Below are 14,689 nucleotides of genomic sequence, written 5' to 3'. Positions count from 1 at the left end.
TTACCTTATTATGATTTGCCCGACTGGCATGTTGGTAGTGTCTAAAGATCCTGGGCTAGTAATTTTCCCTTTGACGATGGTGATTACGATAGCGCTAGGGTCTTGTTTCGTGATTCGGATGGCATTATCCCATTCGCGTTGTGACATTCCGTTGATTTTTCCTTTGTCCACTGTTTGAATGTATACGGTTCGGCCCTTGGCATCGGTGAATGTCATGTCTGTATATGAACCTCCCTTCCGACCTAATCCTCCAGGTAGAGGCTTTAAGTATGTCTCTCTAAGTTCAATGCCAGTCCCTGTCTGTCGTCCGCCTTGAGTATGCGAAATAGGCGAGAGTTTATTGTCACGTAAGAACTGATCTCTAATTTGATCCATGTGACGTTTCGTTAGTGTATTCCCCCGGCGGCAAAGCCCCAGAGGGTCGATCCATGCGGCGGTGTTTGGGCCGTACTGGTAGAGGTTTATTCCACCTGCCAACCCTGCAGGATCCGGTGTGGTGAACCTTCCCACATCTGGATCATAAAATCTGAACGTGTTGTAGTGTAGCCCCGTCTCTCGATCAAGGTACTGACCTTGGTATCGCAAATTCTGCTCGCGCTCTTGCTGTGGACTGCGCCATTCATCTCGTGTGGCTCCCCAACCGTGATAATCGATGCGCCACAATGTATGACCATCTTCATCCGTTAACTGTTCGGGCAGCCCGGCCAAGTTGGAGTGGAAATACCGTATTTCTTCTTCATTCAGATTCTCGTCTATACGTGCTAGTGGCTCATAGCTGTTAGAGCTCGCATAGATATAAAGGGTGGGCAGTGAGCTCTGTACTTCTTGTAGCAAGCGTAATCCTTGCCAGTGAAACAGCGTCCGGCATAATGGCTCGGTTTCGCCTGGCTTGTAGATCGCCTTGCTGACCCGTCGCCCCAGCGGGTCGTAGGCGAACACAATGCGTTCGACCTCACCATATCTCTCCTGCTCCAGGCACACCAGCCTATGTTCGGCGTCATACTCGAAGCGCTGCAACCGATGGCTACCGATTCGCTTCTCACTTAAGCGGCCAAAGCGGTCGTAGCGGTAGCGCTTGTCCTGATAGGCGAGGACACGGTTGTGCTCCAATAGTCCGTTGAGCTTTGGCCCGTCGAACATGTTTCCTGCCTTGTCGTACTTGAAATCCTCGACCTGTGTCGCCTGCCAGTTGAGACGTGTCTGTTGGACGTTTTGAAGTTGTTGGTTGGGATCGTAGCCATACCGATTGCTGCCTGTGTAGCTCCTACCCGTATGTGGTTGGTTGTGAAAGCGACCGATGACCTGTTCGAGGTGGGCGTCTTCATCACTGGCAGCGCAGGACATGCCTTTGCGCTGGGTCTGAGTCAGCACTTCGGCGACAAGGTTGTCGCTGGCGTCATAACGATAGGTTTTGTCCAGTAATGGCAGAACTTCAGCGGGGGCATCGCGGTAGTGGATTGCCTTGCCACTCAAGCGCCCGCTTTTGTCATAACGGGTGCGCGTAATCAGGCTGCCTTGGGTGCGCATGACTTCGTCATGTACGGCATCACGCTCAAAGTCACTAATGACCCTGCCGTCCAGGTTGATCTGGTGCAGGTGCCCACTGCCGTAGTAGAGGTAATTGAGATTGCGCTGGTCGGGGAGGGTTAGTGTCTGCAGGTTGCCCAACTCGTCGTAGCGGTACTGCAACAGCCCGGCGCTGTTAGTTTCGCTCAACAGTTGCCCTACGGGGTCGTAGGTGTATTCAAGCTGCTGTTTTTCACCCTGATTATTCGTGAAAATGATGGACAACAGGTTGTCGGCGGTGTCGTAGCTGTAGTCGGTAATGCCATCCTCGGTGCGCTTGCTCAGCAGGCGGCCGACGGCATCACGTTCGAAGTCGTGGCGAATCGGCGTTGTTCGAGTTGCTGGGACGTTCTCGGACAAAGGCGCTTGTTCATGGGGAGAGGGCAGGTGGGTGAGGCTGGTGACCCCATCCAACACGTCATATTCATAAATGCGACCACTGCCATCCAGGTCTTCCTGCGCGATTAGGCGGTCCAGCTTGTCCCAACCAAAGCGATACGACTCATTGTTCTCGTTGGTGAGCTGTAGCAGTCGACCGTAGGCGTCATAGCGAAATCTTACGCTGTGACCCATGGCGTCCAGCCGTTCGACCATACGCCCGCTGCGGTCGTAGCGAAATTGCAGCTTCTTTTGCGCAGGATCGATGTAGCGCGTCAGCTGGCCGGCGGTATCAACTTCGTAGCGGTCGATACGACCATCGGGTCGTTCGCTTTCTATGAGATAGCCGCGAGCGTCATAGCGGAAGTGGGTCTGCTCTCCCCGGGCATTGATGCTTTCGCTCAGGCGACCCTGCAAGTCGTAGTGGTACAGCGTCTGGTTGTTGCTGCAGTCGCGATAGTTGAGAAGCTGGCCACGGGTGTTCCAACCCAGGTGCTTGGTCTTTTCAAGGGCATCGGTGACGCGGGTAACACGTCCTTCCGGGTTGTATTGATACTGTGTGCTCCGGCCCAGTGGGTCCTGCTCCCACAGCAAATTGCCATGAGCATCGTAGCCGTAGCGCCGGGTACGTCCTGCTCCGTCTGTGACCTGAACGGGCAAAGCCCAGTGGCGCAGATAGTTTATGCGTTCGCTTCGCCCAAGCGGGTCACGTGTCTCGATCAGACGCCCGATATCGTCATAGCTGTATTGCCACTCGCCGCCTTGTGGATCAGTTCGTTTGACCAACTGGCCGGCGACGATCTCTGCTTGCCAGCAGTACCCAAGTGCATCGACATGCTTGTAAACGTCGTACAGCGGGCCCCAGAAATAGCGGTCTATACGTCCCAGTCCGTCTGTTACGAGGGTTTCGCCTTCTTCGAGGTTGTACTCGAACTTGTACTCCTCCCCATCGCTACCCCAGTGACGAACCACCCGCCATTCGTGGTCAGGTTGCGGTTCAAGCAAAGGCGGCAGGCGATAGGGTGTTCCGTCCGCCCGTCTTGGTGTAGGACGTTTTTCAGGAATGATGTAGCGTGCCCACTCGTACTCGCGGACGGCACCGCTGGCCAGTTGGTGACGCTTCAGATAGCCCTCTTCGGTATAACCGAAGTTACGCACCACCTGGCCCGTTGCATCCAGAACTTCTTGCAGCTGTCCACTGTCGGTATAGCCGTAGCTGACCAGCAGCTCGTTCCGCTCGATAGCGGGCTCACCGTTATTTGATAGGAAGAGCCGCGACACCTTGCATACGCGCCTTGTATGCGCAGCATCATAGTGAAGCTGGACAACCGTCTGGCCGTACTTGTCATAGAGTGCTTGAAGGCGACCTTGTTTGTCGTAAAGCACATCTACGTAATTGAGATTGCGGTCGCTCAGCCTGATGAGTCTTGAACGACAGGGCTCGTGCGGGTCGACATCAAAAACCTTGTAGCGCCCCTCATGAATGTCCTCGACAACCGTTTGGCCATCCTCCAACTGGAAGAAAGCCAAGCCGTCCACAACACTGACAAAGGCATCGCCGGCGCGCAGGCGCCCGAGTTCCAGGCGAATGCCTTCTTCATCGACGTAAATCCACAACTCGCCGCCTTCAGGAGGCGGGACGCGGACCAGTTCAACTTCATAAGGAACACTCCAGCCCTTTCCGAACAGGCCGCCGGTGCGTAAATCTCTACTGTCGTAACTACGAGCCCATTGGATTCCCAGCAAGCCAGGTAAGTTGAAATCAACATCCTCTGGACCGTCCTGGAACTTGCTACCCGTGGCCACCGCAACGGGGTTGCCCAATTTACAACCTTTGATGCGCCCAAAACGTCGTGAAATAAGTATCCCCGCAATAATCCCGGTAAACATCGCAACCTTGCTCTTGCCATTGCGAATATCCCGAACCGTCGCTGTCCCGCCGCCAATGCGCACATTCGGCGATACTTTCTCATTCACATCGATCGTGGCATCGCAGGTGGTTTTGTCACCCGATCGCGCTGCAGGCTGGCCGTTGATGAAGACCTTGTCCGACCCTTGCGCAATATGGTTTTCGGGCAGAGGCGGGTGGCGGCTGCATGAAATCTTGTCCTGCTCTTTGGATTGCGCGCCGGGGTCCTTTGGCGTGGTGACGGGCGGGTTGAAGATGTCGCGTATCGCCATGCCCAGCCCCACCACGGGGAACAGGTAGGGCACCGCCGCCATGGCCATGGAACCCACGTTCTCCAGAATCGAAGGCTCTGCTTGCTCTGCGTCGGCCGCACCCCCGCCTGGCGGCCCTGTAATACCGGCTGCGCGAGCGGCGGGCTTGCTGTTGACGAACACGTTGTGTGACCCGCTTTCGATCTTTCCGTAGGGATCGGGTGCATCCACGCTGTTGCCAAGGCTGTCGCAAAAGCTGGAGATGGCATCGCCGACAGTCTGGTCTTCACCGACCGAAAGAGTGCTCATCGCACCGACCGCCACTCCCGCAACGGCGGCGATGGCGATGCCAGCTGCGCCGCCCGTCGCGACAGTACCGACAACGGCCAGGCTGATAGCGGCAGCCACGGCGGCGGTGGCTGCGGCATAAATGACGGCCTCTGCAACTGCACTGACCATTTCGGCGATCAGGGACGGATGCAGGATTTCATCGCCCATGCGGGCGGCGTGAACGATCTGCGCCATGGCTTGCAAGCTCCAAAAGTTCTGAATGAGGTTGACCTGGGTGGTGAAGGGGTCAGGTGAATCGGAGCTCTTGTTTGATTGCGCGCCAGTGCTCGATGTCGTCGCTGCTCAATGGGCTTGGCTTGCTGTAGTTGATCACCAGCAGCCGGTGCTGACCTGGAATCATGCAGGCGGCCTGGAGCTGGAAATTGGGCTTGTCTCCCACCTTGAATTCAATGGCCATTTCGCGGGCTTCGACGGAGTGTTCACCGCCCCCCAAACGCGCGATCTTCGTGGGTGTGATGGTCATTGCCCCGGACTTTTCCCGCAGCATCCGCAGTTGGTCATCGATGGCTTGGTCCAGAGTCTTGTCGTTGGCGACGGGGCTGCGCGCCATTACCAACGTGGTGTCTCGAGCACGAAAGCGCAGCATGTTGAGCGTCAGGTCTTCAGGTGCTTCCTCGCCTAGGTCGGAAGCGGCGGCAACAGATACTGCTGAGATGTCTGTTGTTCGCCTGCTTTGGTTAACCATAAAGTAGTATTGATTTGACGGTGGTTGCAGATCTATCTGCAATCGCCGTCAATGTTTATAACGCCACGCAGATGGTGATATTTACATAATTATGGTTTTCTCGATCCTCTTATGGCGTCGAGGAAAGTGCGAAAATTGGGAGCGACAAGTATTGCGCTCGAGGGATCGGATAGGTGCTCTGATCTCGTGTATCTAATAACTCCGGTTGCTGTGTCAATCCAGAAGTCGTTGTCGCCAGCGTCACCCGCGAAAGGGATGTTTTTTGAAAGAAAGCAGGAGTTAGCTTTGTGATGAATTATTCTTAAGTCTAGTTTTTCTGTTGTCGACATTAATCTTGAGTGTGTCTGGTTTGGGTGTGCGGGTATAAAGTTGAACGCTTCGATTTCTAGGAGGTTGTAGTCGTCTGGCTTTAAGGTGTAAATGTCTTCTCTGTAGATATAGGCGCCGCCATCAAAGTATCCTCCATTATAGGTGGAGTAAAATGATATTAGGCTGTCTCTTCCAGGGAAATTGTTAGGGAATATCTGTTTTAATGAGTTAATGCTCAATCCTGGCAGTGAGTCGTTGAGCGTGATGTCATTATGGGCAAATAGCTTTTTCTTGTCCATTTGTCTTCACCTTTGCGTAGAGTGGATTTTTATTTCTGCGCGAAGCTTCGGTCACTGCCTGTGGGGAGCCGTATTTGTAGCCTGTAATGGATTCAAATTCGTGCGCTCCACCGATGTGAGGGTGAGCATGATACTTTGGATTCACTAGTTGCATGGACATTTCGTTGGTTGAAGGATGGTATTCCACGTGGTGAGAAATCCATTTGGATGAGGGCGGCTCTTTAAGCCCAGCAGCCTTGTAAAGGGCCAGTTTATCATCATAATAGCTTCCCGTTGCCTGTATTCGGTAGATACCTTCAGGATTTTTTAATGGATCAGTAGTACCAGGGTGTAGGACGTCTCCTCCATCTGGGAGGAAAACAATCGGGGTGCGGTTTAGTCCTAATGGGTCAATGAATGTGAAAGTATTAGGCGCATAGCAGTATAGGTTGATTCCTCCATTTAAACCTATAGGGTCAAGTTGCGCAAATCGCCCAATCTCTGGATCGTAAAATCTGAATATGTTGTAGTGGAATCCGGTCTCGCGGTCATGATACTGTCCTGGGTATCGTAAATTTTGTTCATCTTTTTGGCTTTGGTCTTGCCATTCTTCTCTTGATTTCCCCCAGCCGCAGTAATCACTATGCCAGAGTGTCATACCCTGTTCGTCTGTCAATAACTCCGGTAGTCCTGCAAGGTTATGGTGAAAATACCGTATTTCTTCTTGTCCGCTGGGTCCATCTATTCGCGCTAAAGGCTCATGATTGAGAGGGCTGGTATAGATGTAAAGTAAGGGCTTCATTTTTTGCATTTCTTGCAGTAAATGCCACCCTTGCCAGTGAAACTCTATGCGAAGATCCAGTTGTGAATGCTTATTTTTATATACCTCCTTGCTGATTCGCCGTCCCAAAGGATCGTAGCTGAATACTACACGTTCGCGTTCGCCGAAGCGGTACTGGTCAACGCAGACAAGACGTTGCTCAGCGTCATACTCGAAAAACTGTACCCAAGAACTGCCAATTCGCTTTTCGCAAAGGCGCCCAAACCGGTCATAGCGATACCGCTTATCCTGATAAACCAGTACACGATTGTGCTTGATGAAGCCATTGAGCTTGGACCCATCGAACAGGTTACCGGCCTTGTCGTACTTGTAATCCTCGATATGTGTCGTTTGCCAGTTGGGACGAGATTGGTGGACGGTCTGTAGTTGTTCGTTAGGATCGTATCCATATCGATTGCTGCCTGTATAACTCCTACCCGTATGGGGCTGGTTGTGGAAACGGCCGATGATCTGTTCACGTTGGGCATGTTCATCGCTGGGAGTGCTAGATATGCCTTTGCGCTGAGTTTGGGTCAGTACCTCAGCCACAAGGTTGTCGCTGGCGTCATATCGATAGGTTTTGTCCAGTAATGGCAGTACTTCAGCTGGAGCATCGCGGTAGTGAATGGTCTTGCTACTCAAGCGGCCACTTTTGTCGTAGCGTGTGCGTGTGGTTAGACTGCCTTGGGTGCGCAACACTTCGTTATGCAGTGCATTGCGTTCAAAATCGCTAATAACCCGGCCGTCCAAGTTGATCTGATGCAGGTGCCCACTGCCGTAGTAGAGGTAATTGAGTGTGCGCTGATCGGGGAGGGTGAGGGTCTGCAAGTTGCCCAAATCGTCATAGCGATACTGCAACAACCCGGCGCTGTTGGTTTCGCTCAGCAGTTGCCCTGCGGGATCATAGTTGTATTCAAGCTGCTGTTTTTCACCTTGGTTGTTGGTGAACGTGATGGACAACAGATTGTCGGCGGTGTCGTAGCTGTAGTTTGTGATGCCATCCTCGGTGCGCTTGCACAGCAGACGGCCAACGGCATCACGTTGGAAATCCTGGCGAATCGAAGTGGCCCGTGTCGGCGGGGCGTTGTCGGAGAGGGGTGGCTGTTCGTATGAAGAGGGGACATGGGCTCACCACCAAATTGGCCATAACCTGCGGTGTAAACATGCTTGTAGATGCCGCTGCAAGTGATGTCGGCGGCATTCTCGAAGTCATCGAGCAAGTCATCTTTGCTGACATGCAAGACTTCAAGCTTGATGTTCTCGCGGAAGTCGGTTCGGTCGACCAAAAGTTTGAGGCTGCGCCACGCGGATTCAAGTTGCTGAAACTCGGGTTGATGCAGGATGGCATCCATCTGCTTGCTGAGCACTCGATCCAGTTCAGCGATCATCTGGTCGACGCGATGTTTGTTGATGAGTTGATCAGGGTCATGGCTTTTCAGGATTTCGGCGATAAAAGCAGATACACCCTGACGAGCGACTTGATAGCCCTCTTGAGTAGGTGCCAACTTGGTTTCTGCCATGATCTGGTCGAGCAGGGTGGCGTTGCTCAGTGGTTCGGTTGTTGTTTCAACCGCGACGGTCGTGCTGTTTTGCTTTGGCATGGGGACGCTCCGTTGTCTCAGTCTTCTTTTGGCGCCTCGAGCACCAGGTCAAGTTCTTCTGCCAGTTGTTTGCGTGCCTGTTCGTTATTCAGCAGGTGCTGCAGTTGCTTGCGGAACGTGGGCACGTTGCCCAGTGGGCCTTTCAGCGCGACCAATGCCTCGCGAAGCTCCAGCAGCTTGTTCAGCTCCGGTACCTGGCGGGCGATGCTGTCTGGCCCGAAATCGTTGATGGACTTGAACTGCAGGTTGACCGCCAGCTCTGCGTCGGGGGCAGTGCTGAGCATGGATGGCACGGACATGGCGAGGCTGACATCGGCGTCGTTCAACACATTGTTGAAACTGTGTTTGTCGATTCGCATGATCGAACGGTCTTCCAGCGCGCGGGCATCATCCAGGCCGAAATCGCCTAGTACCAACATCTTGTGCGGCAGCTCTACCTCGGCTTGTTCGCCGTCGGTGGCCGGTACGTACTTGATGTTTATGCGTTCTTTGGGTGCAACGGAGCCTGAGCTTTTATTCATGGATGTCAGCCTTCGTGAAGTTTTGATATATGTAGGAAGCGTCCTACAAAGTTATGTTTAAATTTAAACGTAATTGGAGTCTCGCTATGTGCGTGTAAAAAACCATGCACCGAAAAAATATTGTGCGTCGAGCGTGAAAGTGTAAGGAAATATTTGGTTGTGAGTATGGTTTTTTTTGTACTAGCCTTTGTTTCGTTTCGGTGCTCCACTATTCGGTAGTTGTGTGGATGACTGCTATTAAATCGTGACTGGCCAGTCGGGTAGCACTGTTGCGATATTTTACGAGTGAGTAAAGCCAATATGATTCTTCGCTATGCATATGGCGTTGGCCTTTCGATGTTGCTCTCCCTGGCGCCAAGTTTGGCAAGCCAGACCAGGGACTGCCCGCAGATCGTCTCCAACGTCGAGCGCTTGGCTTGTTTCGACCAGGCCGCTGGCACCCCGGCACATGTGACGAAACTGCAATGGTCCGCGCCGGAGCAGGATTCGCCCACGCTGCGTCGTGTGATGACCCATGAGGCGGGGCGGTCGCCGGAGGAGCTGACGTTTCGCCTCGAAAAAGGGGATGACGGGCTGATGATCTCGGCGCCCGCAATCGCTTCGGTCGCACCGCACCCCTACCTGGTGATCAGTTGTGTGCAGAACATTTCCAGGTTGCAACTGGTTACCGCACAACCCATCGATGCCGGCCGGGTGATGGTGCGATTGCAGGGGGAGCGTGGCTCCACCCTCGCTACACCCTGGCAGGTGACGGAGAACGGCCAGGTGCTTGACGCTGGCAGGGGCTTGCCGGGCATCGAGCAGATCAAGCCACTGATCGGGGCCCATCGCATTCAGGTCGAGAGCGACAACCCAGCCGTTGATGGGCTGGTTTTCGACGCTCAGGGGCTGGACCCACTCATCGATGAGGCGCGCAAGGCATGTCGCTGGTAGCAGAGGTCACCGCACAGGAAATTGCCCGGTTGCTTGCCCCCATCGACGCGCAGAACCCTGCCGGCCTGTTCGATGTGGAGAACGAAACCTACCAGGCCATTGACCAGGAAATGGTCAAGCTGGGTGGGCTGCAGGAGCCTTCCATCGACTGGGCCTATATCGAAGAAGCGTCCCGCCAGTACCTGGGCCAGGAGTGCAAGCACCTGCGCATCGTCGCGCACCTGGGTGTCGCTTGGCTGCGCAGCCAATGCTGGGAGCGCTGGGGTTTTACCGTCGCACTGCTGGCCGGCATGGTCGAAGCCTATTGGGAAAGCGCATACCCGAAACCGGGCCCCAAAGGGTTCCTCGGCAAGCGCAAGCTGGTTGGCCTGATGCTCAACCGTTTGCTCGTGGCGTTGCCGCGCCTGGACCGCTTCACGTTCAGCCCCGCGCACGCCGCGGCGGCTCAGGGCGCGCTGCAACGCCTGCAACAGCAGCGGGAAGCAGCGCAGCTCGATGAAGCGGCCCTTGGCGAACTGGAGCGCCTGCTACGCAAGCACACGGAGCTTTCGAACGGCCTTGCCGAGCCCACCACGGACAAGCCCCCTGCAAAGGCCATCAAGTCTGCGCCATTGGCCGAGGTCATTGCCACGCCGATGCCCCGTGTGTCGTTGGGCAACGAGCGGGAATCACGAAGGGCCATGCTGACCATGGCCGAGCTGATCAATCAACAGGACCCGTACGATCCTGCTGGCTACCAGTTGCGTCGGTTCGGCTTGTGGGCGCACATCCAGACGCCGCCTCAAACCAGGCAGGGCAACCGCACGGAGCTGATGGCGGTGCCGCAGGACATTGCCGGGGACTATGAGGATGCCATTGCCGCTACTGCAATCGACGCGGCCCTGCTGCAGCGGATCGAAAAGAGCGTGACGGCTTGCCCCTACTGGATTCGCGGCAGCTTTCTGGCAGCGAGCGCTGCCACGCGGCTGGCGATGGGCGAGGTGGCTGAGGCCATTCGCGCTGCGACCGCGCGGTTCGTGCAGCGCATGCCCGCGCTGCAGCAGTTGTGCTTCAGCGACGGCAAGGTATTTGTCGACGACCAATGTCTGGCGTGGCTCAGGGGGGCACAAGGGCAATCCGATTCGGACGCAGCCTCTCAGGAATTCGCCACGTTGCGGGAGGAGCTGGCCTGCCAACTGGAAACCAGCGGCGTGGAAGCGGTGTTGCTCAGGCTGCAGGGCATGCAGGCGGACTTCCGCAGCCTGCGTGAGCGCTGCCATACCACGGTGATCGCGGCTGATCTGCTGGCTGCTCGGGGCGTGTCCTGGCTGGCCCAGGACTTGTGCGCAGGCGTTGCCCGAACGATGCAGGAAACCACCGCCAGCGCCTGGGAGCCTGAAGTGTTTCAACGTCTTCAGCAGTACGCGTGCACGGTCCATCACGGGCTGATTGGAACAAGGAACGGGAGTCAGGATGAATCAACTGTGGAAGCATCTTAAACGTTGGGGCTTGCCCCTGGTGGCCCGTATCGGCCTGGCCATGCCGCTGCTGCTCGGGCTGGGTGCCGCATTGATGCTGGTTGCAATCTGGTGGCTCGGCCCGCAATGGGTCTGGCGCGAGCAGCAGCCGCTGGCTAGCGTGGCGCATCGCGGTTTGGCCAGCCTGGCGCTGGTGTTGGTGCCGCTACTCTGCTGGCTTGTGGTGCTGCGCAGGCGTTTTCGCCGTTTGCAGGCCGAACGCAAGCAGGCGGTGGACGCTGAACTGGACAACGTGTTGCCTTTCGTCCGGGCACAGGAGAAAGCCTTGGACCAAGGGCTGGCACGCTATCTGGACAATGCGGGTGGCAGGCGTGCCTTGTACCGACTGCCGTGGTATCTGGTGGTGGGCGACCAACAGGCCGGCAAGACCAGCTTCATCGACCGTACCGAACAGAGTTTTTCCCTGACCCGCATCGACAAGGCACAAGCGCAAGGCAGGCAAGCGCAGGTGCTGGCTTATCCGATAGGCTGGTGGGTCAGTAACGATGCTGTGATCATCGACCCGCCGGGCGCTTTCGTCCGTCAGGAATCGTTGGCAGGTTCATCAGCCGAGGAGTCGGACACGTCAAAAGCACCACCCGCCACCTCGGCCAGGTTGTGGGAACACATGCTGGGCTGGCTGGTACGTAACCGAAGCCAGAGAGCACTAAATGGCTTGCTGTTGGTCGTTGACCTGCCTGCGCTACTGCATGGCACGCCTGAGCAACGTGTCGCCTTGGCGCATGTGCTACGCACGCGGCTGTATGAAGTGAGCAGTCAGTCGGGCTCGCGCCTGCCGCTGTATGTGGTATTGGCCAAATTCGATCTGCTGGACGGTTTCGACCAGCTGTACGCGGGGCTTCCCGCCGCCATGCGGGAAAACATGCTGGGCTTCACGTTCAAACTGGATGCGGTCGGCACGTTCGATGCCTGGCTGGATGAATATGGCGATCATTACGATCGGTTGATAAGGCAATTGTTTGAACAGGTAGTGGACCGGCTCGATGTATTGGACGGTGCGCCGTCGCGAGTTCGCTTGTTCTCGTTGCATGCCCAGTTGATCGGGCTGCGTCCGATACTGTTGGCATTCCTGAAAGAAACCCTCGCAAGTGACCGCTTCACCACGCCTGCCTTGGTACGTGGCGTGTACTGGTCTTCGGTCTTGCAGCAGGGCGACATGCTCAATGCGTTCGTGCGTGAGGCGGCACAGCCGTACAAGACCGAGTTTCCGCTGCGTGAAGGCAAGGCGCAGGGGCAGGCGCTGGTTTACTTCATTCAGCACGCCTTCCGGCGAGTCATCTACCAGGAGGCCGGCCTTGCCGGGGACAACATCAAGGTAGCGCGTAGCAAACGTCGGTTGCTCTGGGTGGGGTCTGCAGTAGGCGTGCTGGCCTTCAGTGTCGCCATCGCCAGTTGGCAACGCTACTTTGACATCAATGGCGCCAAGGCCGCCAACGTGCTCGCCAAGAGCAGAGAGTACAGTCATCACGAAGTGGACCAGCGCCTGGACCCCACCGGGCGCAACCTGCTGGAACCGCTGGACCAGATACGCGATGCCGTGTCGGTGTTTGGCGACTATCGTGCCGCGTGGCCGGGTGTTTCCGACCTAGGCTTGTATCAGGGGCGCGCCATTGGCCCTCGCGTCGACGAGGCCTACCTGAGCTTGCTCTCCAGGCGCTTCCTGCCAGCCTTGGCCAGCGGTGTGATCGATGCCATGGACGCTGCGCCGCCGGGCAGCGAACAGCAGATGGCTGCGCTTCGGGTTTATCGAATGCTGGAGGACCGCCAGAGCCGCCGCCCCGAATGGGTCGAGGACTGGATGGCCCGCCAGTGGCAACAGAAGTTCCCCGGGCAGGGGCAATTGCAAGGCGACCTCATGCGGCACCTGAAGTATGCCTTGGCCTATGCCGATACCGATCTGCCGCAGTATCGCCAGCGTATTGCAGAGGTGCAGCAGGTCCTGCGCAAGGTACCTTTGCCAGAGCGGGTGTACGCGAGCCTGAAACAGCAGGCTGGAGAGCAGTTGAATGCCGGCCTGGACCTGCGTCATCAGGTGGGGCCAGCGTTCGATGTGGTGTATCAGTCATCACCCGGCTTCAGGCAGGGGGAGGGTGTCCTGATAGCGCCAATGCTCACCGCCAAGGGCTTAAAAGAGTACTTCGAACCACATAGCCAGCGGTTTGCAGATATGGCGATGATCGACCAGTGGGCACTGGGCGAGCGCGGCCAGTTCGATTACTCGGATGCCGACCGGGAGGCGTTGGGCGAACGGCTGCGTAACCTGTACAGCGCCGATTTCATTGATAGTTGGCGCCGTGCCTTGAACGCCTTCTCGGTGGCCGACTTCCACGACCTGGATCATGGCGTAGCGATCCTGGGGCAATTGACCGGGCCAGCAGCGCCCCTGCATCGGTTGCTGGACACAGTGAGGGACAACACTTCGCTTTCATCAGCCGTTGTCGCTCAGGCACCCGGGGAGGTCGAAGCGTTGCGACCGACAAGTGGCAGGCCTGATCAACAACAGGCCTGGGCCATTCAGCGGGCCTTTGCCGGGCTGAGTGCCATGCTGCCGGCAACCGGTGAGAAACCCAGCTACTACGATGAAACTCTTGGTGCCATCGCGGCCGTGCACGACTATGCCAAGGCGGTGCAGGACAGCCCCGACCGAGGCAAGGCCGCGCTGCAGGCCGTGCATCAGCGATTCTCGATGACAGGGCAAGACCCCATCGGCACCCTGCAGCGGGTGGCCACCGGCTTACCGGAACCGATCAACCACCAGGTCAGAAAGATGGCCGATCAAACAGCACAGGTGCTGAATGTCGAAGCCTTGCGCGAATTGGAGCGACGCTGGGACGCCGAGGTATACAGCTTCTTCCAGCAGCGCCTGGCAGGGCGCTACCCCTTTGTCGTGAAGGCTCCCGACGCCTCGCTGGACGACTTTGAGGCCTTCTTCGGGCCGAAGGGGCGGCTGCAGCGGTTCCATGATCAATACCTGAAGGTCTTCCTGAAGGATAACCTCGAAGCCCTGCAGGCCGGCCAGCAGGGGCAGTCGCTGATCCGCAGTGATGTGCTCGAACAGCTGGAGCGGGCAGATCGTATCCGTGAGACCTTCTTTGATCAGCGCGGCAACCTGAGTGTGCAGTTCAGCATCGAGCCGTTGGGCCTGAGTGCCAACCAACGCACGAGCTTGCTGGACCTGGACGGCCAATTGATTCCCTACACCCATGGCCCGAGCCAGATCACCGGTATCGTCTGGCCCAATACCTTGGGGCAGCAGGTGCGCAGTAACCTGACCTTGCTCCGGCAGAACGGGAACAGCAGCAGCCTTGAGTACCGTGGCCCCTGGTCGATGTTCCGCTTGCTCAGCCGTGGTTCGCTCAATGGGCGCACGGCGACCAGCGTGGACCTGAGCTTCAGGACCGGCGATGGCGTGATGCGCTACAGGCTTAACGCGCAGAAAGCCTTCAACCCTATTACGCAAGAGCCTTTCAAAGGTTTCAAGTTGCCACGAGGGTTGTTGCAGAAGTCGCCCAAGCTGGGGCCGACCACCCAGGCCGGCTTGTGAGGGTTGGCTTGGGAGTACGGTGCGAA

8 protein-coding genes and 1 pseudogene are annotated in these 14,689 nt (G+C 56.6%); 3 read left to right on the top strand and 6 right to left on the bottom strand.

Annotated elements, in window-relative coordinates:
* From QN085_RS17085 to tssB, 6 genes and pseudogenes are all read right to left on the bottom strand, one after another.
* Positions 1-4,629 (bottom strand): RHS repeat-associated core domain-containing protein, encoded by a 4,629-nt coding sequence (locus QN085_RS17085; RefSeq protein WP_285687508.1) that lies wholly within the window; start codon positions 4,627-4,629, stop codon positions 1-3.
* Between the two features lie 52 nt (positions 4,630-4,681).
* The gene (locus QN085_RS17080; RefSeq protein ID WP_285687506.1) at positions 4,682-5,182 is read right to left on the bottom strand and encodes a DcrB-related protein; all 501 of its coding nucleotides are present in this window, start codon (positions 5,180-5,182) and stop codon (positions 4,682-4,684) included.
* 47 nt (positions 5,183-5,229) lie between these two features.
* Complete coding sequence (locus QN085_RS17075) at positions 5,230-5,748, bottom strand: SMI1/KNR4 family protein (protein WP_285687504.1); 519 nt, start codon at positions 5,746-5,748, stop codon at positions 5,230-5,232.
* On the bottom strand, positions 5,720-7,507 hold the full coding sequence (locus tag QN085_RS17070) for an RHS repeat domain-containing protein (protein WP_285687502.1): 1,788 nt from the start codon (positions 7,505-7,507) through the stop codon (positions 5,720-5,722). Before QN085_RS17070 ends, QN085_RS17075 begins: the two co-directional genes overlap by 29 nt.
* 119 nt (positions 7,508-7,626) lie before the next feature.
* Positions 7,627-8,148 (bottom strand): annotated as a pseudogene (locus QN085_RS17065) (type VI secretion system contractile sheath domain-containing protein); the annotation flags it as partial.
* 17 nt (positions 8,149-8,165) lie between these two features.
* On the bottom strand, positions 8,166-8,669 hold the full coding sequence (tssB, locus tag QN085_RS17060) for a type VI secretion system contractile sheath small subunit (RefSeq protein WP_003258364.1): 504 nt from the start codon (positions 8,667-8,669) through the stop codon (positions 8,166-8,168).
* 360 nt (positions 8,670-9,029) lie between these two features.
* Between tssB and vasI the strand changes: the two genes are divergently transcribed.
* Genes vasI through tssM form a run of 3 tightly spaced genes read left to right on the top strand, consistent with a single transcriptional unit; the run spans position 9,030 to position 14,663 of the window.
* Entirely contained in the window at positions 9,030-9,602 is a 573-nt protein-coding gene (gene vasI, locus QN085_RS17055; RefSeq protein WP_230397097.1) for a type VI secretion system-associated protein VasI, read from the top strand.
* Positions 9,590-11,080, top strand: a complete 1,491-nt coding sequence (gene tssA, locus QN085_RS17050) for a type VI secretion system protein TssA (RefSeq protein WP_023662402.1) — start codon at positions 9,590-9,592, stop codon at positions 11,078-11,080. Before vasI ends, tssA begins: the two co-directional genes overlap by 13 nt.
* Positions 11,055-14,663 carry a type VI secretion system membrane subunit TssM gene (gene tssM, locus QN085_RS17045; RefSeq protein ID WP_023662403.1) on the top strand — a complete coding sequence of 1,203 codons (3,609 nt, stop codon included), beginning with the start codon at positions 11,055-11,057 and terminating at the stop codon, positions 14,661-14,663. The genes tssA and tssM overlap by 26 nt, the downstream gene beginning before the upstream one ends.
* Positions 14,664-14,689 lie beyond the last annotated feature (26 nt).

Origin of the sequence: Pseudomonas sp. M2(2023), from assembly GCF_030263955.1 — a bacterium.
Classification (GTDB): domain Bacteria; phylum Pseudomonadota; class Gammaproteobacteria; order Pseudomonadales; family Pseudomonadaceae; genus Aquipseudomonas; species Aquipseudomonas asiatica.
The sequence above is the reverse complement of the archived record's forward strand: the minus strand, read 5'-3'. Positions and strand labels throughout refer to the sequence as shown.